The sequence below is a fragment of the Streptomyces zingiberis genome, from assembly GCF_012034935.1.
GTDB lineage: Bacteria > Actinomycetota > Actinomycetes > Streptomycetales > Streptomycetaceae > Streptomyces > Streptomyces zingiberis.
Map to the genome: position 1 here is coordinate 102734 of NZ_JAATEN010000010.1, position 19580 is coordinate 122313.

Sequence of the window (19580 nt, forward strand, 5' to 3'; positions counted from 1 at the left end):
TGGCGAAAACTCCGCAAGCCAGGACGGGTGCCGGGGCCGGTGCACGGGGGGCGCACGGAGTCACCGCCCGTCCCAGTTCCTGAGATGGGTGCGCCTGTTCGAGCGAATCGGGCGGAAGGCTGGAAGCGGGGCGAGAGCCGCGAAAGGGGTGGCCGGTCCGGAGGGGCCGACTGTCCGATTACCGATCTTGCATGATCGAGAGACGTACACCTGTGGCGTGTTCAAGTCAAGGTCTGTCTTTTCTCCGCCAGGTCGGATGCAATGCCTCGGACATCGGCAGCATCGGGTAACCCCCGGGAGGACAGCGCCAAGTGAGAACCCATCGCAGAGCCGCCCGCGTCGCGGCCGTGGCAACCGTGGTCGCCGCCCTGGGGGCGACCGCCCTGCCCGCCGTCGCGGCCGAGGCGGACGACGGCCGGTCCGGCGCGGTGGAGCGCCGCGACCCGGCCCCCGACAAGACCCACGTCGAGCACGACCTCGACGGCCCCTTCTCCAAGCAGCAGGAGGCCGCCCGCTCGACCGCCCTCCAGCGGGTGCTGTCCGGCGAGGCGAAGGCCGAGAAGCGCGGCGCCTCGCAGGTCGTCAAGCTCGACCGCGGCAAGTACGTCGAGCTGGGCCGGGAGAAGACGGACAAGATCTTCACCATCCTGGTCGAGTTCGGCGACAAGGTCGACGACACGACCATGTTCGACCCGGACGGCCCCGACGGACCGCAGGAGCCGGTCGTCAAGTACGGCGGCACGCCCGGCCCGCGCCACAACGAGATAGCCGAGCCGGACCGCTCGAAGGACAACAGCACCGAGTGGCAGGCCGACTTCGACCAGGGGCACTACCAGGACCTGTACTTCGGCGAGGGCGAGGGCAAGGAATCCCTCAAGAAGTACTACGAGAAGCAGTCCTCCGGCCGCTACTCGGTCGACGGCACCGTCTCGGACTGGGTGAAGGTCGAGTGGAACGAGGCCCGTTACGGCTCGAACTACTGCGGCTCCAGCAATTGCGCCAACGTCTGGGACGCGGTGCGTGACGGCGTCAATGCGTGGGTCGAGGACCAGAAGGCCGCCGGGCTGAGCACCGAGGAGATCCGCGAGCGGCTCGCCGAGTACGACCAGTGGGACCGTTACGACCACGACGGCGACGGCGACTTCAACGAGCCCGACGGCTACATCGACCACTTCCAGTTCGTCCACGCCGGCGAGGACGAGTCCGCCGGCGGCGGCGCCCAGGGCGGCGACGCCATCTGGGCGCACCGCTGGTACGCCTACGGTGTCGACGCCGGCCGGACCGGGCCGGACGCCAACAAGGCCGGCGGCACCGAGATCGGCGACACGGGCATCTGGGTCGGCGACTACACCGTGCAGCCGGAGAACGGCGGTCTCGGCGTCTTCGCCCACGAGTACGGCCACGACCTCGGCCTGCCGGACCTCTACGACACCTCCGGCACCGGTGAGTCCTCCGTCGCGTTCTGGTCCCTGATGTCTTCCGGCTCCTGGCTGGGCGAGGGCGAGGGGGCCATCGGCGACATGCCGGGCGACATGACGGCCTGGGACAAGCTCCAGCTCGGCTGGCTGAACTACGAGACGGCCGAGGCCGCCACGTCCTCCCGGCACAAGCTGGGCGTCGCCGAGTACAACACCTCCGACGCGCAGGCCCTCGTGGTCGAACTGCCGGAGAAGGAGAAGACCACCACCGTGGTGGCGCCCGCCGCGGGAGCCGCGCAGTGGTGGAGCGACATGGGTGACGACCTCAAGAACACCCTGTCCCGGCCGGTGGACCTGACCGGCAAGGCCGCCGCCGAGCTGCGCCTCAAGGGCTGGTGGGACATCGAGCCGGACTACGACTACCTCTACACCGAGGTGTCCGCCGACGGCGGCGCCACCTGGACCCCGGTCGACGGCACGGCGAACGGCAAGGCCATTCCGCGCGACGGCGGTGACAAGCCGGCTCTGCACGGCGCCTCCGGCACGTACCAGGACCTGGTCTTCCCGCTGGACGCCTACGCCGGCCAGAAGATCGACCTCCGTTTCCGCTACCAGACCGACGGCGGCCTGGCGATGAAGGGCTTCGCGGCCGACGCGATCTCCGTCGTCGCCGACGGCGAGGCGCTCTTCACGGACGGTGCCGAGGACGGCGACAACGGCTGGACGGCCGCCGGCTTCCGCCGCGTCGGGGAGACCTTCACCGAGAGTTACCCGCAGTTCTACCTCGCGGAGAACCGGCAGTACGTCTCCTACGACCGGACGCTGCGCACCGGCCCGTACAACTTCGGGTTCACCGACCGCCCGGACTGGGTGGAGCACTTCCCGTACCAGAACGGCCTGATGGTCTGGTTGTGGGACACCTCACAGCACGACAACAACGTGGGCGAGCACCCGGGCGAGGGCCTGATCCTCCCCGTGGACGCGCACGCGGCCCCCGAGCGGTGGGCCGACGGCAGCCTGATGCGCAACCGCATCCAGGCGTACGACTCGCCGTTCAGCCACTACCGCACCGACGGCTTCACCCTCCACAAGGCCGGGGTCCCGGCGAAGGTGAAGGCGAAGAAGGGCGTCCCGGTCTTCGACGACCGGAAGGGGACGTACTGGTACGAGTCCAACCCCACCGGCGGGGTGAAGGTTCCTGACACCAACACCAGGATCCAGATCCTCAAGGAGGCCCCGAACGGCTCCCAGATGATCCTCAAGGTCGGCCCCTCGACCAAGTGAGCCGGTAAAACAGCAGGTCAAAGCGGTAACGGCCGTCGCCCTCGCAGGGCGGCGGCCGTTTGCCGTCTAGGATGCGAAGGCGAACACGTTATTGACAGTGCCGGATGCCGGATGCCGGATGCCGGATGCCGGATGCGGGGTGCCGGTGGCCGGTGGCGGTGACCACCGCCGCGCGGCGCCGGTCACCGAGAAGCCGACGGCGGTGACGGACGGCGCCGGCGGCCCCGCCGGGAAGGCGGCCCGCCGGCCGTGGCACCCGCGGTGGCGGGCGAAGGGAGGGACGGACATGGGCGGCGGAGGATTCACCAGGCTGCCGGGCGGGAGCGTCGTGGTCGCCGTCTCCCTGCCCCGGCCCAGTGCGGAGGCGGGGGCCGGCTCGCGGGTCCGGGTGCTGGTCCACGCGGCGAACCGGCCGCGGGCCCTGACCCGGCTGCGGAACTTCGGGCTCCGAGCGGTCCTGCGGGGCAACGCCGAGCCGCCCACGCCGGACGAGGTCACGGCCGTGCTGCACCACCCCGACGGCGTGGTCTGGCGCTCCGTCTCCGTCCCCGACGGGGCGACGGAGCTGTGGCACCCCATCGGGAGCCTGTTCCGGCCGGCCGTCTGAGGGCGCCGCGGCCGCACGGAACCGCACGGCTGCACGGAACCGGCACGGAACGGGACGCGCCCGCACGGGCCCGGACGGGGCCGCACCGCGACAGGGCCGCACCGGCCCCGCCCGGCGGAGGGATCAGCCGACGACCGGCTTGCCGGTCAGCGCCACGCCCCCGGCGCGCAGCTCCTCCAGCGCCCGCTCGGTGGTCTCCGGGGCCACCCCGGCGGTCAGGTCCAGCAGGACCCGGGTGCGGAAACCGGCCCGGGCGGCGTCCAGCGCCGTGGCCCGTACGCAGTGGTCGGTGGCGATGCCCACCACGTCCACCTCGGTGATCTCCCGCTCCCGCAGCCAGTCGGCGAGCCCGGTGCCGTTCTCGTCGGCGCCCTCGAAGCCGCTGTAGGCGGCCGTGTACGCGCCCTTGTCGAAGACGGTGTCGATGGCGCCCGAGGCAATGGCGGGGGCGAAGTTGGGGTGGAAGCTGTTCCCCTCGGTGCCCGCGACGCAGTGCGGCGGCCAGGAGCGCACGTAGTCCGGGTGGTCGGAGAAGTGGTCCCCGGGGTCGATGTGGTGATCGCGGGTGGCCACGACGTGGCGGTAACCGGCCGTCGACTCGGCCACCAGATCGGTGATCGCGGCGGCCACGTCGGCGCCGCCCGCGACCGCGAGGGACCCGCCCTCGCAGAAGTCGTTCTGTACGTCGACGACTATCAGTGCACGGTGCATGGTGCGGGCCCTTCGGCTGATCGAGCGGTGGGGACGGCTCCCCTCGGCGTGGGACACGTTCCCGTAACCCAGGGTAAGGGACGGGCGGGTCCGCCGGCGGGGCGGTGGGCCGCCCGTGGCGCGGCGGGGCCGGGTACGGCCCGCAGCGGTGGCGGGGGTGGCCGGCAGCGTCCTCGCTGCCGCGCGCGGGGTGGGCGGAGCGGTGGCCTCGCGGGGCGGGGGTGGTGGCGACCCGGAGCACTACCGCCGTACCCGCACCGCCCCGGCGCTACACGTGGCGCCCCGGGGCGGCTCCGGCGGGCGCGCCCGGTTCACTCCGGCCCGCCCCCGTGCGGCGTCTCCGTCGGCAGCACCGGCTCCCCGTCGCTGAGCTGCATCGCGGAGAGCGGCAGCCGGGACCGGACGGCAAGGTGCCGGTCGCGGACGGCCTCCAGCGGCTCCCGGGCCACCACCTCGCCGGCGCGCACCAGCTCCACCTGGAGCGGCTCGGTGCCGGCCCCTCCGGCGGCCTCCGCGGGCCCGCCGCCGAACGGGCCGGTGCCGACGATCTCCGCCTCCGCCACCCCGTCCGGGCCGTACCGCCGGGCGGCCCACTTCCGGCCGCCGACCGAGGACTTCCCGCCCAGCGACTTCTTCGCCACCGGCACCAGCGGGGCGCCCGGGTCCCCCGAAGCGGCCCGCGCCACCAGCTTGTAGACCATGGACGCCGTGGGGTGGCCACTGCCGGTGACCAGCCGGGTGCCCACCCCGTAGGTGTCCACCGGGGCCGCCGCCAGCGAGGCGATGGCGTACTCGTCCAGGTCGCTGGTGACGACTATCTTCGTGTCCCGCGCGCCCAGTTCGTCCAGTTGCGCCCGCACCCGGTGCGCCACCAGGAGCAGATCGCCGGAGTCGATGCGGACGGCGCCGAGTCCCGGCCCGGCGACCTCCACGGCCAGCCGCACGGCCTCGGCGACGTCGTAGGTGTCCACGAGCAGGGTCGTGCCCCGGCCCAGGGAGTCCACCTGTGCGGTGAAGGCGTCCCGCTCCGTGTCGTGCAGCAGGGTGAAGGAGTGCGCGCTGGTGCCCACGGTGGGGATGGCGTAGCGGAAACCGGCCGCCAGGTCCGAGGTCGCGGAGAAGCCGCCGACATACGCGGCGCGGGAGGCGGCCACGGCCGCCAGTTCGTGGGTGCGCCGGGCGCCCATCTCCACCAGCGGGCGGTCGCCGGCGGCCAGGGACATCCGGGACGCGGCGGCGGCCACGGCGGAGTCGTGGTTGAGGATGGAGAGGATCACCGTCTCCAGCAGCACCGCCTCCGCGAAGCCGCCCTCCACCCGCAGCACGGGCGAACCGGGGAAGTAGACGTCGCCCTCCCGGTAGCCGCCGATGTCCCCGCGGAAGCGGTAGTCCGCGAGCCAGGCCAGGGTGGGCTCGTCGACCACCCGGTGCTCCCGCAGATATGCGAGCACGTCCGGGTCGAAGCGGAAGTTCTCGACGGCGTCGAGGACCCGCCCGGTGCCCGCGACCACGCCGAAACGGCGGCCCGCGGGCAGGCGGCGGGTGAAGACCTCGAAGACCGAACGCCGTTCGGCGGTACCGGCGCGCAGGGCGGCCTGCACCATGGTCAGCTCGTAGTGGTCGGTGAAGAGCGCCGTGGACGGCACTCGGACCGGCAGTCCCGCGTCCGCTGAGTTCATGACAGCGATGCTAACCCCATTTCGTCAACTTGACGATTTCTATCCGGGGCCCATTTGTGCGATGTACGCCACGTGATGGCAGCATGGAGCCTGTGAGTGTCGCCCCCATCGAGATCGAGCAGACGGAGACCGGCGGTGCGCCCGCGGAGGCGTCCGCGCCCGATGTCCCGTGGGTGACGATCGTGCACAACGACCCGGTCAACCTGATGAGTTATGTGACCTACGTCTTCCGTGCGTACTTCGGCTACTCGAAGGACAAGGCCGGCAAGCTGATGCTCGACGTGCACCACAAGGGCCGCGCCGTGGTCTCCAGCGGCAGCCGCGAGGAGATGGAACGCGACGTCCAGGCCATGCACGGCTACGGACTGTGGGCCACCCTGAGTCAGGACCGCTGATGGCCGGGCGTTTCGAGAGCGTGCCCGGCGGCGGGGCCGCCGCGGCGCTGGACGGTGTGGAGATCTCCATCCTGCGCAGCCTCGCCGTGCAGTTGACGGAGCTGATCGGCCCCGGCACCGCGCCCGCCGACGGGGAGGACCCGCTGGCCGCGCTCTTCACCGACGGCCCCAGCGAACCCCCGTCCGACACGGCCCTCGCCCGGCTCTTCCCCGACGCCTACGGCGATCCGGGGCGCCGGGCCGACCCCGGCGGCGCGAAGGAGCGCGAGGCCCGCGCCCTCTCCGCCGAGTTCCGCCGCTACACCGAGAACGACCTGCGGACCCGCAAGCGGGAGGACGCCCTCGCCGTCATCCGTTCGCTGGACGCCCTGGACGACCTGGGCGGACCGGACGCCCCGGAGGTGGCTGCCGGTCCGGCCGCCCGCGGCGGTTCCCCGGACGGCGAGGCGCTGCTCAGCCTCACCCCGGAACAGTCCCGGCGGTGGCTCGGCACCCTCAACGACCTGCGGCTGACCATCGGCGCCCGGCTGGAGGTCACCGAGGACGAGGACGAGCTGTACCGGCTGCCGGACTCCGACCCCCGCAAGCCGATGGTGATGGCCTACCTGTGGCTCGGCGGCCTTCAGGAGTCGCTGATCGAGACACTGGCCGGCTGAGGGCCGACCGGGCCGGAGACGGCGCGGGCGGATCGGGGGCGGTCCGGCGCGAACCGGGTGCCGAGGCGGCGGGCCCGCCCGCCGAGTGGCGGCGCCTCGGGGCGCGCGCCGTCCGTCCGCCGTCCGCCCGCCGTTCCTCCCGGGCCCGCCGCCCGTCCGCCGTTCCTCCCGGGCCCGCCGCCCGCCGTCCCGCCCGGTGGGACCTCCGTGCCGCCCGTCCCCGGGCCCCCATACCCTGGGCCCCATGCTGACCATCACCCAGGACCTCCACGACCGGATCGTGGCCCACGCCCGCGCCGACCATCCGGACGAGGCGTGCGGGGTCGTCGCGGGCCCGGCCGGCTCCGGCCGCCCGGAACGTTTCGTCCCGATGCTGAACGCGGCCCGCTCGCCGACCTTCTACGAGTTCGACTCGACGGATCTGTTCAAGCTCTACCGGGAGATGGACGACCGCGACGAGGAGCCCGTGGTCATCTACCACTCGCACACGGCGACCGAGGCGTACCCCTCCCGCACCGACGTGAGCTACGCCAACGAGCCCGGGGCCCACTACGTCCTCGTGTCCACCGCCGAGTGCGGCAACGGCGAAGGCCCCTTCCAGTTCCGCTCGTTCCGCATCGTGGACGGGGTGATCACGGAGGAGGAGGTGCGGGTCGTCCCGGCCTACTGAAATCCGCCCATAACGCCCGGGTGTCCACCGTGGGGTCCGATCTGCGAGACATGTATCCGGCACGCGGACGGGGAATCGTTACGATGCCCTCATGGTTGACCCCGGCGTGAGCGACAAGACCCCGAGCCCTCTGCTCGTGGCGCGGCTGCACGTCGATCTGTGCCGCCTCGCCAGCGCGATCTGTCCCCGCTGAACGCCGGGGCGCCGCCGGACCGCCCCGGCGCCGCCCCCGCCCCCGCCCCGGTTCCGGCCGTGGCACGGCCCCGGGACCGCACCGGCCCCGTACCCGTACCGCCGCGCGCAGCCTTCCGACCCCTCCCCGACAGGAGCACCTCGCCCATGGCCATCCAGGTCCGCATCCCGACCATCCTCCGCACCTACACCGACGGCGAGAAGACCGTCGAGGGCAGCGGGGCCACCATCGAGGAGCTCTTCGCCGACCTCGAGACCCGCCACGGCGGCATCCGCGAGCGCCTGGTGGACGGCGGCAGCCTGCGCCGGTTCGTCAACGTGTACCTGAACGACGAGGACGTCCGCTTCCTCGACGGCATCTCCACCAAGCTGAGCGACGGCGACACCGTCACCATCCTCCCCGCCGTCGCGGGCGGCTCGGCCGCGGCGGCGCGCCCGGCACACCGTGCTTCTGGGACGCGGGGTACGCACGGGATGAGCAGCACGCGGCGGACGCGCTGATGCGGTACGACAACCCGCTCGCCGCGGTAGGACACACCCCCCTGGTGCTCCTGCCGCGGCTCTCGCCCTCCGCGGACGTCCGCGTCTGGGCGAAGCTGGAGGACCGCAACCCGACCGGCTCGATCAAGGACCGCCCGGCGCTCCACATGATCGAACAGGCCGAGAAGGACGGGGTGCTCACCCCGGGCCGCACCATCCTGGAGCCCACCTCCGGCAACACCGGGATCTCCCTGGCGATGGCCGCCCGCCTCAAGGGCTACCGCATCGTCTGCGTGATGCCCGAGAACACCTCCGAGGAGCGGCGGCAGCTCCTCGCCATGTGGGGCGCCGAGATCATCTCCTCCCCGGCCGCGGGCGGCTCCAACACCGCGGTCCGCGTGGCCAAGGAGATCGCCGCGGAGAACCCCGACTGGGTGATGCTCTACCAGTACGGGAACGCCGCCAACACCGGCGCCCACTACGCCACCACCGGCCCGGAGATCTACGAGGACCTGCCGTCCGTCACCCACTTCGTCGCGGGGCTCGGCACCACCGGCACGCTCATGGGCGCCGGCCGCTACCTCCGCGAGCGGAGCCCCGGGGTGAAGATCGTCGCCGCCGAGCCGCGCTACGACGACCTCGTCTACGGGCTGCGCAACCTCGACGAGGGGTTCGTCCCCGAGCTCTACGACGCGTCGGTGCTCACCACCCGCTACTCCGTCGGCTCCGAGGACGCGGTGGTCCGCACCCGGGAACTCCTCAGCGAGGAGGGCATCTTCGCCGGGATCTCCTCCGGCGCCGCGCTCCACGCCGCGCTGGGCGTGGGCCGCCGCGCGGTCCGCGAGGGGGAGTCCGCCGACATCGTCTTCGTCGTCGCCGACGGCGGCTGGAAGTACCTCTCCACCGGCATCTACACCGCCGCCACCACGGAAGAGGCGGTGGCCGCGCTCCAGGGCCAGCTCTGGGCCTGACCCGGCTTCCGGGCCTGACGGGGGCCGGCGGGCGATCCGTCCGCCGGCCGGCCCGCCGCCTCCCCGGGGGTCAGCGCGTCAGCCGGCGGACCTGGCGCCACACCGCCGGGTCGACCTCGCCGACCCGGCGGCGGAACTCCGCCAGCGGCACCTCGCGCAGCTCGTCCGTCTCCAGGTAGCTCCGCCGCTCCTGCCGGTCGCCCACCGAGCCGGCGGGGAGCTCCAGCCGGCCCGGCCGTTCCACCCCGTCCCGGCTGGTGATCTTCACCACCCGGGCCGACCGGCCGCGTACGGACAGCACCAGGCAGGGGCGGTCCTTGGAGCCCGGGCCGTCCTCGAAGGGGACCTCCGCCCACCAGATCTCCCGCGCGCGGGGCGCGGGCAGCTCCTCGGTGACGCGCTCGCGTGCCCGTCCGGGAGCCCGTACGCCCGTCCCGCCGCCGGCGCGCGCACCCGGCCGCGGACCGGTCCGGGGCGGGCGCCCGGCGGGTCCCCGGCCCCCGCCCGGCCGGCGGACCCGCTCCCCGGGCCGCGCCCCCGTCCGGCCGCCGGGACGACGGCGCCGGCGCGGCGGGGCGCCACGGCCCCACCCGTCGGCCGCCGACGCCACCAGCGCCAGCACCACCACCACGGCCACCGCCACCCAGACCCATGTGTTCACCGTCGGACTCCCTCGTCTCACTTCTCGCCGGTTCGGCCGGTCCCGCCCGCGCGGTCCGCCGGACCGGTTGCGCCGGTGCGGCACCCCGCGCCGGTCGTACCGCTCTGATCGTTCCCGCTGCCGCCGAGTCTGCCGCCGAGTCTGCCGCCGAGTCTGCCGCCGGGTGTCGCCCGTGTCCGCCGCCGGGTGTCGCCGTGTCCGTCCCCGGTCCGGTGGCGGCGGCCGGTGCCGTGCCCGGCCGGATGCCCCCGGAACGGCCGGAGGCCCCGTACACGCCCGTCGCGTGAACAGGTTTTTCCGCCACGCGGAGGCGGAACCGAACCCTCCGCCGGAGTCACCCCCGTACCGGTGAAGCACCGGGTGAGTTCCCCCACAACGGCCCGCCACGGAGGGGCGACCGGCCCCCGGGCGCCTTACTCTCGACAAACCGTACGGCCCCCGGATCCTCCCCCGCCCGCGACCGGCCGGGGGACCGAAGCGCTCGGAGGTTCCCGCTCCATGAAGCTCACCGTCGTCGGCTGCTCGGGGTCGTTTCCCTCCGCGGACTCGGCCTGTTCGAGCTACCTCGTCGAGGCCGACGGCTTCCGGCTGCTCCTCGACATGGGCAACGGCGCCCTGGGCGAGTTGCAGCGCCACTGCGGTCTCTACGACCTCGACGCCGTGATCCTCAGCCATCTCCACGCGGACCACTGCATCGACATGTGCGCGTACTTCGTCGCCCGCTACTACCGGTACGAGGGCGGCCGGCCCGCGCCCATCCCGGTCTACGGGCCCGAGGGGACCGAGCAGCGGCTCTCCGCCGCCTACGACGACGTGCCGAGCGAGAAGTCCATGAGCGAGGTCTTCGACTTCCGCACCCTCAAGCCGGGCACCTTCTCCATCGGCCCCTTCACCGTGCACACCGAGGAGGTCTGCCACCCGGTCGAGGCGTACGGCTTCCGCGTCGAGCACGGCGGCCGGGCGCTCACCTACTCCGGTGACACCGGCCCCTGCGCGGCCCTGGACCAGCTCTCGGCCGGCGCCGACCTCTTCCTCTGCGAGGCGTCCTTCACCCACGGCAAGGAAGACCTCCCTGAGCTCCACCTCAACGGCCGGCAGGCCGGTGAGCAGGCGCAGCGCTCCCGGGTGCGGCGCCTGGTGCTGACCCACATCCCCCCGTGGACGGATGCCTCCGTCAACCTGCGGGACGCGGACGAGGTCTATGACGGGCCGGTGGAACTCGCCCGTCCGGGCGCCGTCTACGAGCTGTGATGCCCGGGCCCGGCGGGGCCGCGGGACCAGGAGCCAGGGGGCAAGGAGACCACGGTCCGCCGGACGCTCGCGGCGGCCGCTCCCGGGTGGCACGTCCGGAGCGGCCGGGGCCATGACGACGGAGCCGGGGTGACCCGGGGCGGCCATCGCCGCCCGGGACCACCCCGGCTCCCGTGCCGTCCACCGAGGGCCGCCGCCGTCGGCCGGCCGCACCGTCCCGCCCCGTGACCCGCCGTGCGTCCCGCGGCGTCCCGCCGCGTCCGGTCCGGCGGAGCGGGCCGCCGCCTCACGCCTTGGCGGCGTCCTCGACCTGCTCCTCGGGCTCGCGGCCCGGCGTCGGCAGGTCGAACTTGACGATGGCGAAGCGGAAGACCGCGTAGTAGACCACCGCGAAGAGCAGGCCGACCGGGAGGATGATCCAGGGCTTGGTCGCCAGGTGCCAGTTGAGCAGGTAGTCGATCAGGCCCGCGGAGAAGGTGAAGCCGTGGTGCGCGCCCAGCGCCCAGGTGATCGCCATGGATATCGCGGTCAGCACCGCGTGCAGCGCGTACAGCAGCGGGGCGATGAAGAGGAAGGCGAACTCGATCGGCTCGGTGATCCCGGTGACGAACGAGGTCAGGCCGACCGAGAGCATCATGCCGAGCACCGCCTTGCGCCGCTCGGGGCGGGCGCAGTGTGCGATGGCCAGCGCGGCGGCCGGCAGGCCGAACATCATGATCGGGAAGAACCCGGTCATGAACAGCCCGGCGCTCGGGTCGCCCGCGAAGAAGCGGTTGATGTCGCCGGTGACGGTCTCCCCGCCGTCCTGGAAGCTGCCGATCTCGAACCAGGCCACGGTGTTCACGAACTGATGCATACCGACCGGGATCAGCGAGCGGTTGATCAGGCCGAAGAGCCCGGCACCGAGGGCGCCCAGCCCCGTCATCCACTCGCCGAAGGCGTGGATCGCGTCCCCGATCGGGCCCCATATCAGGCCGAAGACCACACCCACCAGGGTGCCCACGAAGGCCATGATGATCGGCACCAGCCGGCGGCCGTTGAAGAAGCCCAGCCAGTCGACCAGCTTGGTGCGGTGGTAGCGCTGCCAGAACACGGCCGCGAGCAGACCCATCACGATGCCGCCCAGCACGCCCGGGTTGTGATAGACCGCCGCGACGTCCTCGCCCGCCTTGACCTGCGCCTCGCTGACGGGGAACGCGGTGAGGACGTTCTTGTAGACCAGGAAGCCGACCAGGGCCGCGAGCGCGGTGGAGCCGTCGGACTTCCGCGCGAAGCCGATCGCCACGCCGATGCAGAACAGCAGTGGCATGTTGTCGAAGATGGCGCCGCCGGCCGTGGCGAAGACGGCGGCGACCTTGTCCCACCCGAGGCCGTCGGCGCCGAACACGTCGGTCTGGCCGAGCCGGAGCAGGATGCCGGCGGCGGGCAGCACGGCGATGGGCAGCTGGAGGCTGCGGCCCACCTTCTGCAGCCCCTGGAAGAATCCGGAGCCCCGCCTCTTGGCCGGGGCCGTGTTCTCGGTCGTCGTACTCATCGGGTTCCTCTTCGGAGCGGCTGCGGACCCGGGACCCCGGCCCGTCGGGACGCCACACCCGGTCGGGCCGGAGTGGTTTAGACCTCTTGTACCACGCGGTGCAACGCTGAGGAACCCTCCGGCCGAAGCTCCGGCATCACAACTGTGCAAACCCCCGGAGCCCTCGGTTCACGCCGAGGAGCCGGGGGTGCGCGGAGAGGTGGCGGAAGGCCGAACAGGGGCCTGAAATGCGGGGGTTGCCGCCGGGGGAGGGGGCGGCGGACCGGCCGGAAGGGCCGGACCGGCCGTGCACGCAGGGCCGGACGAACGGACGGTACGGGCCGGACGGGCCGTACCTGCCGGCCGGACGAACAGGCTTCGCGACCTGGCGCGCGTCCCGGTTCTCAGGGCGCCGTGGTGTCCCGCTCCGTCTCCCGCTCCACGTCCCGCGGCTCACGCCCGGGGGTCCGCAGATCGAACCGGACGATCGCGAAGCGGAAGACCGCGTAGTAGACCGCGGCGAAACAGAGCCCGATCGGAAGGATCAGCCAGGGCCGGGCCGCCAGATGCCAGTTGACGACATAGTCGATCAGCCCGGCGGAGAAGGAGAACCCGGCGTGCACCCCCAGCGCCCAGGTGATCGCCAGGGAGGCGCCGGTCAGCAGCGCGTGCACGCCGTAGAGCACGGGGGCGACGAAGAGGAACGAGAACTCGATCGGCTCGGTCACCCCCGTGACGAACGAGGTCAGGCCGACCGAGACCATCATGCCCGTGACGGCCTTGCGCCGCTCGGGACGGGCGCAGTGCGCGATGGCCAGCGCGGCGGCCGGCAACCCGAACATCATGATCGGGAAGAAGCCGGACATGAACTGGCCCGCCGCCGCGTCCCCGGCGAAGAAGCGGGTGAGGTCACCCTGGACCGAGGTGCCCTCGGGATCGGTGAAGTCCCCGGCCTGGAACCAGAAGAAGGTGTTCAGGAACTGATGCATCCCGATCGGGATGAGCAGCCGGTTCGCCACCCCGAAGGCACCCGCGCCCCACGGCCCCATATTGATCAACTGCCTCGCGGCCCAGGTCAGCCCGGCCCCCACCGGCTCCCACAGCAGCCCGAACCCGACCCCCAGCACCGTGCAGAGAAACGCCATGAGGATCGGCACCAGCCGCCGGCCGTTGAAGAAGCCCAGCCAGTCGACCAGTGTGGTGCGGTGGTAGCGCTGCCACACCACCGCCGTCAGCAGCCCGATCGCGATGCCGCCCAGCACCCCCGGGTTCTGCGGCACCCCCTCCGGCACCTCGTCCGTGACCGACCCCGCCACGGGGAACGCCGCCAGCACCCCGTGGTAGACGAGGAACCCGGCGACGGCCGCCAGCGCCGTCGAGCCGTCCGCCTTCCGCGCGAAGCCGATCGCCACACCGATGCAGAACAGCAGCGGCAGCCCGAACGCCCCGTCCAGGATCGCCGTACCGCCCAGCAGCAGCACCTTCGCCGCCCGGCCCCCCACACCCCCCTCGCCGTACGCCTCGATCAGATGGCCCAGGCTCACCAGCAGACCCGCCGCCGGCAGTACCGCGATGGGCAGTTGGAGGCTGCGGCCCACCTTCTGCAGACCCGGGAGGAGGCCGGAGGCCCCGTGCCGGTGCGGTCGCGGTCCGGCGGTGGCGGCCTCCGTGCCCATCCCGTCCTCCCGGTCCGCTCGCTCCGCCCGCCGGACCCGTTCCCGCGAGGCGGCGGAGGCGGCATACTGGTGTAGACCAGCGTCGTCGCCTGCATGACGGTGCCGCGCGCCGTTCCGGCGCGGTACCGTTCCCGTCATCTTTCGCCAGGTGGCGGATATGTGCCCGCGAAGCTGGGCCAAACGTGCGTCAGTGTGGGAAACCGCCGACCGTGGCGGAGCGGCGCCGTGCACAGCGTGCCGAGAAGACCAGGAGTGGACATGGCCAGCAAGGCTGAGAAGATCGTCGCCGGGCTCGGCGGGCTCGACAACATCGAAGAGGTCGAGGGCTGCATCACCCGGCTCCGCACCGAGGTCTCCGACGCCTCCCTCGTCGACGAGGCCGCGCTCAAGGCCGCCGGCGCGCACGGCGTGGTCAAGATGGGCACCGCGATCCAGGTCGTCATCGGCACGGACGCGGACCCGATCGCGGCTGAGATCGAAGACATGATGTAGCGGACCGGGCCGCGCCGGGCCGGGCCGGGCCCGTGCTACGGCCGGGCTCCTGGTCCCGCCGCCGGGTCGTGGCCGCTGTTCCCACCCCGTCGCCGCCGCGGGCCCGGGCACCCGCCCCGCGGGTAGCGGGGCCGCGGGCCCCGGGACCACCGGCCACGGGGCAGGGCGGTCCGGGCAGGACGGCCCGGCCGGTCTGCGGACCGGCCACGGGCCCGCCGGCCCGTCCGGTCGCCCCGGCACCGTCCGCCCGTCGCCCGCCCGCAGTCCGCCCTGGTGGGGCCCCTCCCGCTGGCCCCGCCCCTCAACTCCGAGGGCTCCGCTCACGCCTCCCCGCGCCGAACGGAGCCCTCGGCAACGCCCGCCCTCCGCCGCCCCGTACGGTCCGTCGCCGTACGGGGCGCGCTGTCGTGCGGGGTGGCGGAGGCGAGGACGGCGGCGTACGGAGCGGGGTCGTGCGGGGTGGCGGAGGACGGGGGCGACGGCGTACGGAGCGGGGTCGTGCGGGGTGGCGGAGGCGAGGACGGCGGCGTACGGAGCGGCTTCGTGCGAGGGCGGCAGAGGCGAGCGCCGGCAGCCCGCCGCCCCCGGCCGGCCGCGGCCCCGAACCGCCGGTCGCCCCCGGCCGCCGGCGGGACCGACGGAACACCGGCGGAACCGGAAGAGGCCCCCGTGCCAGCCGATAGGGTCGGGCCATGCCTTCCAACGATGGAGTCCGTATCGACGGCCGCACCCCCGGCCAACTCCGCCCCGTCACGATCGAGCGGGGCTGGAGCAAGCACGCCGAGGGCTCCGTCCTCATCTCCTTCGGCGACACCCGCGTGCTGTGCACCGCCAGCTTCACCGAGGGCGTGCCGCGCTGGCGCAAGGGCAGCGGCGAGGGCTGGGTCACCGCCGAGTACTCCATGCTGCCCCGCTCCACCAACACCCGCGGCGACCGCGAGGCCGTCCGCGGCAAGATCGGCGGGCGGACCCATGAGATCTCCCGCCTCATCGGCCGTTCGCTGCGCGCCGTCATCGACTTCAAGGCGCTCGGTGAGAACACCGTCGTCCTCGACTGCGACGTTCTCCAGGCCGACGGCGGCACCCGCACCGCCGCCATCACCGGCGCCTACGTCGCCCTCGCCGACGCGCTCGACTGGGCCCGCGGGAAGAAGCTGGTCAAGGCGGGCCGGAAGCCGCTCACCGGAACCGTGGCGGCCGTCAGCGTCGGCATCGTCGGCGGCGTCCCCCTCCTCGACCTGCGCTACGAGGAGGACGTCACCGCCGAGACGGACATGAACGTCGTCTGCACCGGCGACGGCCGCTTCGTGGAGGTACAGGGCACGGCCGAGGGAGAGCCCTTCGCCCGCGAGGAACTCGACGGCCTGCTCGACCTCGCGGTCGGCGGCTGCACCGAACTCGCCGCCGCCCAGCGCGCCGCGCTCGACCGGAGCCACTGAGCCCCGGGGAACCACTGAACCCCGGGGAACCACTGAGCCCCGGCGGGCCCGGCCACGCCCGCCCCCGCCCGGGGCACGTCTTCGAACGGCGCGTCGGGCGCGGGACCCGCAGCCCCGCCCACCCCACGGGACCCGGGACCCCGCCCGCCCCGCGGGGCCGGAGCCGCCGAGGCGGGGAGGACCTGGGGCGCCGGAGCCGTTGACCCTGACAGGTGCGGTGCGCCGGAGTCGTTGAGCCCGGGGCCCAGGCCCCCGGGACGCCGGAGCCGCCGGCCCCCGAGTCGCCGGACCTCGGACCCCGGGGCACCGGACCGGGTGCCCGCCCGGGTGGGCTCCGGGCTCCGGGCCCTGGCTCGGTCGCCGTCCGCCGGCTCCGCCGCTTACCGGCCGAATCCCGTCGGTATCCGGGCGGGATCCGGGCGCTGTCCCGGCCGAGGCAACCGCGCCCGCCCGCCGTGCGTTATCACCGGTACACCAGGGCCCACGAGCGCGTCGGCCCGTCGTGCGTCCCGTCGTCCCGCTCCCGGAGGAACCGATCGTCATGGCACCGCACCGCCGCACCCACGCCGTCACCGGACTGGCCGCCGTGACCCTGACCGTGCCCCTCCTCATCGGCTGCGGGGCCGTCGACAAGGCGTTCGACTGCGCCCGGACCGCCGCGCGGATCACCGCGGCCGTCGGTGACCTCCAGCAGGCCACCGAGAATGCCACGGAGAACCCGGCCGCGGCGGTCGACGCCCTGGACCGCATCGAGGGCAGCCTCGCCGACCTCGACGCGGAGACCGGCGACGCCGATCTGAGCCGCGCCGTCACCCGCCTCGACGAGGGGGTGAAGGACGCCCGGAGCGCCGTCGACGAGGGCCGGACCCCCGATCTCACCGCCGTCACCGACGCGGCGGGCGAGGTCACCCAGGTCTGCTCGCCGGGCTGACGGCGACCGGCGACCGGCTGCCGGCGACCGGCTGACGGCTGACGGCGAAGGGCAGCCGGTCACCGCTGACCGGTCCCCAGGCCCTGCGGCCCCGGGGGCCCGGGGCCGGGCACGCCCTGGCACGCCCGGGGGCCGGCGGCCGGGACCGGTCGCCCCCGGCGGCGGGGGTCCGGCGCGGGGACGGAATAATCACGCCCCATGAAGCGCCTGATCCTCGCCACCCGCAACGCCCACAAAGTGACCGAGCTGCGCGCCATCCTGGCCGCGGAGGGCCTCGACGTCGAACTCGTCGGCGCCGACGCCTATCCGGAGGTCCCGGACGTGAAGGAAACCGGCGTCACCTTCGCCGAGAACGCCCTGCTCAAGGCGCACGCCCTCGCCCGCGCCACCGGCCACCCGGCCGTCGCCGACGACTCCGGGCTCTGCGTGGACGTCCTCGGCGGGGCGCCCGGCATCTTCTCCGCCCGCTGGGCCGGCCGCCACGGCGACGACGCGGCCAACCTCGACCTGCTGCTGGCCCAGCTCGCCGACATCGCCGACGGGCACCGCGGCGCCCACTTCGCCTGCGCCGCCGCCCTCGCCCTGCCGGACGGCACCGAGCGCGTCGTCGAGGGGCAGCTCACCGGGACTCTGCGCCACGCCCCCGCCGGCGCCGGCGGCTTCGGCTACGACCCGATCCTCCAGCCGGACGGCGAGACCCGCACCTGCGCGGAGCTCACCGCGGACGAGAAGAACGCCATCAGCCACCGCGGCAAGGCCTTCCGCGCCCTGGCCCCCCAGGTCCGTGAACTGCTGGGTTGAGAGCGACGGAAACAGGCGCAGCACCGGGGGTGCTGCGCCTGACCGCTGTCCGACCGCTGTGGGCCCGGTGGGACTCGAACCCACGACACATCGGACCTAAACCGACGCCCTCTGGCCAGCTGGGGTACGGGCCCTGCAGGGGCTCACTCTACTGCGTCCGCGGTGCTCGCCACGTGCCCTCCCGGCAGCGAGCGGCGCCGTGCGAACGTCTCGGTCTGACTGTGACAAGAAGGGCACAGATAACGGAGATTGCCGATCCGGTTGTCCAACGGATCGCCGTTGACGTGGTCGATCTCCAGCACCAGTCGCCGGCCTTGCCAGACGTCGCCGAGGCCGCACTCGGCACAGCGGCGGGGGACGCGCCGCTCGTCCAGCGCGCGGCGGAGCAGGGTGGTCTTCGTCCGGGGCGAGCCCGGTGGCAGCCGCCGCAGGATCGCCTCGGCCGGCTTCCTGCGGGGTGAGGGAACACCCCGCTCGTGCCCCCGGCCGGTGAAGTGCGCCGTGGACAGCCCGTACAGGTCCAGGCCGCGCCGGAACAGCAGGCGGTTGGCCCCGTTGTCCGGCAGGTCCAGCCGTCTCAGGGCTTCGGCGACGCTCCGTGAGGCGGTGACGGCGGCGGCCAGCCTCTCCCGCGCCGGCAGCCTCTTGGCGCCGCTCCACCCGCCGGTGAAGTGCGAGGTGTCGATGTTCAGGGCTTCCAGTCTGCGCCGGATGTGGGTGTACGCGCTGTCGTACGGCGGCACCTTCAGATGATCGAGCACATCGCGGACGCTCGTCCCCGCGGCGGCCGCCTCTTCGAGTTCGGCCCGCCCGTACGTCCGGCGGGGACGGGCGGGCAGCGGCTCCGCGGTGAAGTGCGCGGTGTCGATGGAGTAGTGGTCCAGGCGCTTGCGCAGATACCTCAGCGACCCGGAGCCGAGTGGCGTCCCGAGCCGCCGGGCCAGGTCGACCAGGCTGCCCGACGCGGCGGCGGTGCGGGCGAGGAGATCGGGCGGATAGCGGCGGGTGCTCACGCGGATGTCTCCCCCCGGAGCCGGTGCCGCCTGTTGCGCCCGCGGTAGGAGTCCGTCACCGCGTGGCAGTTGGGGCAGAGCAGACGGAGGTTGCCCGGACGGTTGTCCCACCACTCGCCGTTGACGTGGTCGACCTCCAGCCGCAGCGGTCTGCCGTTCCGGACAGGGCCGTTGCCGCACTGTGCGCACACCTCGGGTACTCCTCTGCGCAGCAGCTCCGCGCGGAGGCGCCGGCCCGGGACCCGGCCGCCGGACGGCGAGCCGAGGACGAGCCGGTCGCCCGGAGCCTTCCCGGGACGCTCCGGCCGGACGGTACGGAAGTGCGAGGTGTCGATCCCGAGCGCGCCGACCCGGCGGCCGATGTGGGCCTGATTCCCGCCGACGGGGCTGATACCGAGGCGCCGGACGACCTCCGCGATGCTGCGGGACTGCCGGACGGCCTCGCGCAGCCGTTCCTCCGAGTGCCCCACCCACAGATCGGTGAAGTGGGAGATGTCGATGCCCGCGCGGCGCATTCTCCCGCGCAGGGCCTGTCTGCTGCGCGGCGAGGGGGTGCCGCCGAAGCGGCGCACCGCCTCGTCGAGCGTTCCCGAATCCCGTGCCGCCGCGGTCAGCGCCGCGTGCGTGTAGATGACCCGAGCCATGACGTCCGCCCCTCCCCGGCATCGTCGTCCGACCGTCTGTCCCGGTCTCGAACGGGTCAACGAGGAGGGGCGGACGAGGTCACGCCGCGATGGCCG

The 19580-nt window shown here is 73.6% G+C and carries 20 protein-coding genes and 1 tRNA gene; 13 read left to right on the forward strand and 8 right to left on the reverse strand.

All coding sequences use genetic code 11. From position 1 onward, the window contains the following. Window positions 1–311 precede the first annotated feature (311 nt). The gene (locus tag HCK00_RS15035) at window positions 312–2702 is read left to right on the forward strand and encodes an immune inhibitor A domain-containing protein (protein WP_168102443.1); all 2391 of its coding nucleotides are present in this window, start codon (window positions 312–314) and stop codon (window positions 2700–2702) included. A 286-nt stretch (window positions 2703–2988) separates the two neighbouring features. Beyond that, window positions 2989–3309 (forward strand): hypothetical protein, encoded by a 321-nt coding sequence (locus HCK00_RS15040; protein WP_168102444.1) that lies wholly within the window; start codon window positions 2989–2991, stop codon window positions 3307–3309. Window positions 3310–3432: 123 nt separating this feature from the next. Here the strand turns inward: HCK00_RS15040 and HCK00_RS15045 are convergent, their stop codons facing one another. Further along, window positions 3433–4020 carry an isochorismatase family protein gene (locus tag HCK00_RS15045; protein WP_168102445.1) on the reverse strand — a complete coding sequence of 196 codons (588 nt, stop codon included), beginning with the start codon at window positions 4018–4020 and terminating at the stop codon, window positions 3433–3435. Between the two features lie 311 nt (window positions 4021–4331). Beyond that, window positions 4332–5699, reverse strand: a complete 1368-nt coding sequence (locus HCK00_RS15050) for a nicotinate phosphoribosyltransferase (protein ID WP_168102446.1) — start codon at window positions 5697–5699, stop codon at window positions 4332–4334. An 83-nt stretch (window positions 5700–5782) separates the two neighbouring features. Here HCK00_RS15050 and clpS point away from each other — a divergent pair, with 83 nt between their 5' ends. The 6 genes from clpS to HCK00_RS15075 all read left to right on the forward strand — a co-directional run bounded on the left by clpS (window position 5783) and on the right by HCK00_RS15075 (window position 9063). Further along, a complete protein-coding gene (gene clpS / locus HCK00_RS15055; RefSeq protein WP_206320387.1) occupies window positions 5783–6094 on the forward strand; it encodes an ATP-dependent Clp protease adapter ClpS in 312 nt (103 codons plus the stop codon). Further along, window positions 6094–6750 carry a DUF2017 domain-containing protein gene (locus HCK00_RS15060; protein ID WP_168102448.1) on the forward strand — a complete coding sequence of 219 codons (657 nt, stop codon included), beginning with the start codon at window positions 6094–6096 and terminating at the stop codon, window positions 6748–6750. Before clpS ends, HCK00_RS15060 begins: the two co-directional genes overlap by 1 nt. Window positions 6751–6994: 244 nt before the next feature. Further along, the gene (locus tag HCK00_RS15065; protein ID WP_168102449.1) at window positions 6995–7420 is read left to right on the forward strand and encodes a M67 family metallopeptidase; all 426 of its coding nucleotides are present in this window, start codon (window positions 6995–6997) and stop codon (window positions 7418–7420) included. A gap of 91 nt (window positions 7421–7511) precedes the next feature. Continuing rightward, window positions 7512–7613: a putative leader peptide gene (locus HCK00_RS28500; protein WP_311765333.1), complete on the forward strand. Its 102-nt coding sequence runs from the start codon at window positions 7512–7514 to the stop codon at window positions 7611–7613. Window positions 7614–7759: 146 nt separating this feature from the next. Next, window positions 7760–8113 carry a MoaD/ThiS family protein gene (locus tag HCK00_RS15070; protein WP_168102450.1) on the forward strand — a complete coding sequence of 118 codons (354 nt, stop codon included), beginning with the start codon at window positions 7760–7762 and terminating at the stop codon, window positions 8111–8113. Then, window positions 8113–9063: a PLP-dependent cysteine synthase family protein gene (locus tag HCK00_RS15075; RefSeq protein ID WP_168102451.1), complete on the forward strand. Its 951-nt coding sequence runs from the start codon at window positions 8113–8115 to the stop codon at window positions 9061–9063. Before HCK00_RS15070 ends, HCK00_RS15075 begins: the two co-directional genes overlap by 1 nt. Before the next feature lie 70 nt (window positions 9064–9133). On the opposite strand, the gene HCK00_RS15080 is transcribed toward HCK00_RS15075, so the two are convergent. Beyond that, window positions 9134–9724, reverse strand: a complete 591-nt coding sequence (locus HCK00_RS15080) for a type II toxin-antitoxin system PemK/MazF family toxin (RefSeq protein WP_168102452.1) — start codon at window positions 9722–9724, stop codon at window positions 9134–9136. 498 nt (window positions 9725–10222) lie between these two features. On the opposite strand from HCK00_RS15080, the gene HCK00_RS15085 reads away from it, so the two are divergent. Further along, window positions 10223–10975 carry an MBL fold metallo-hydrolase gene (locus HCK00_RS15085; protein WP_168102453.1) on the forward strand — a complete coding sequence of 251 codons (753 nt, stop codon included), beginning with the start codon at window positions 10223–10225 and terminating at the stop codon, window positions 10973–10975. A 286-nt stretch (window positions 10976–11261) separates the two neighbouring features. Here the strand turns inward: HCK00_RS15085 and HCK00_RS15090 are convergent, their stop codons facing one another. Next, the gene (locus HCK00_RS15090; RefSeq protein ID WP_168102454.1) at window positions 11262–12509 is read right to left on the reverse strand and encodes a PTS transporter subunit EIIC; all 1248 of its coding nucleotides are present in this window, start codon (window positions 12507–12509) and stop codon (window positions 11262–11264) included. A 383-nt stretch (window positions 12510–12892) separates the two neighbouring features. Next, window positions 12893–14164, reverse strand: a complete 1272-nt coding sequence (locus tag HCK00_RS15095; protein ID WP_168102455.1) for a PTS transporter subunit EIIC — start codon at window positions 14162–14164, stop codon at window positions 12893–12895. A gap of 258 nt (window positions 14165–14422) precedes the next feature. Between HCK00_RS15095 and HCK00_RS15100 the strand changes: the two genes are divergently transcribed. The 4 genes from HCK00_RS15100 to rdgB all read left to right on the forward strand — a co-directional run bounded on the left by HCK00_RS15100 (window position 14423) and on the right by rdgB (window position 17827). Further along, the gene (locus HCK00_RS15100; protein ID WP_168102456.1) at window positions 14423–14656 is read left to right on the forward strand and encodes a PTS sugar transporter subunit IIB; all 234 of its coding nucleotides are present in this window, start codon (window positions 14423–14425) and stop codon (window positions 14654–14656) included. A gap of 692 nt (window positions 14657–15348) precedes the next feature. Next, window positions 15349–16095: a ribonuclease PH gene (gene rph / locus HCK00_RS15105; RefSeq protein WP_168102457.1), complete on the forward strand. Its 747-nt coding sequence runs from the start codon at window positions 15349–15351 to the stop codon at window positions 16093–16095. A 541-nt stretch (window positions 16096–16636) separates the two neighbouring features. After that, window positions 16637–17026, forward strand: a complete 390-nt coding sequence (locus HCK00_RS15110) for a hypothetical protein (RefSeq protein ID WP_168102458.1) — start codon at window positions 16637–16639, stop codon at window positions 17024–17026. Window positions 17027–17224: 198 nt separating this feature from the next. Then, entirely contained in the window at window positions 17225–17827 is a 603-nt protein-coding gene (gene rdgB, locus HCK00_RS15115; RefSeq protein ID WP_168102459.1) for an RdgB/HAM1 family non-canonical purine NTP pyrophosphatase, read from the forward strand. Window positions 17828–17886: 59 nt separating this feature from the next. Here rdgB and HCK00_RS15120 read toward each other — a convergent pair. The 3 genes from HCK00_RS15120 to HCK00_RS26955 all read right to left on the reverse strand — a co-directional run bounded on the left by HCK00_RS15120 (window position 17887) and on the right by HCK00_RS26955 (window position 19484). Continuing rightward, window positions 17887–17961, reverse strand: a tRNA-Leu gene (locus tag HCK00_RS15120). A 9-nt stretch (window positions 17962–17970) separates the two neighbouring features. Then, the gene (locus tag HCK00_RS26950) at window positions 17971–18840 is read right to left on the reverse strand and encodes an HNH endonuclease (protein WP_311765334.1); all 870 of its coding nucleotides are present in this window, start codon (window positions 18838–18840) and stop codon (window positions 17971–17973) included. Then, window positions 18837–19484 carry an HNH endonuclease signature motif containing protein gene (locus tag HCK00_RS26955; protein WP_206320388.1) on the reverse strand — a complete coding sequence of 216 codons (648 nt, stop codon included), beginning with the start codon at window positions 19482–19484 and terminating at the stop codon, window positions 18837–18839. The genes HCK00_RS26950 and HCK00_RS26955 overlap by 4 nt, the downstream gene beginning before the upstream one ends. Window positions 19485–19580: the final 96 nt, after the last annotated feature.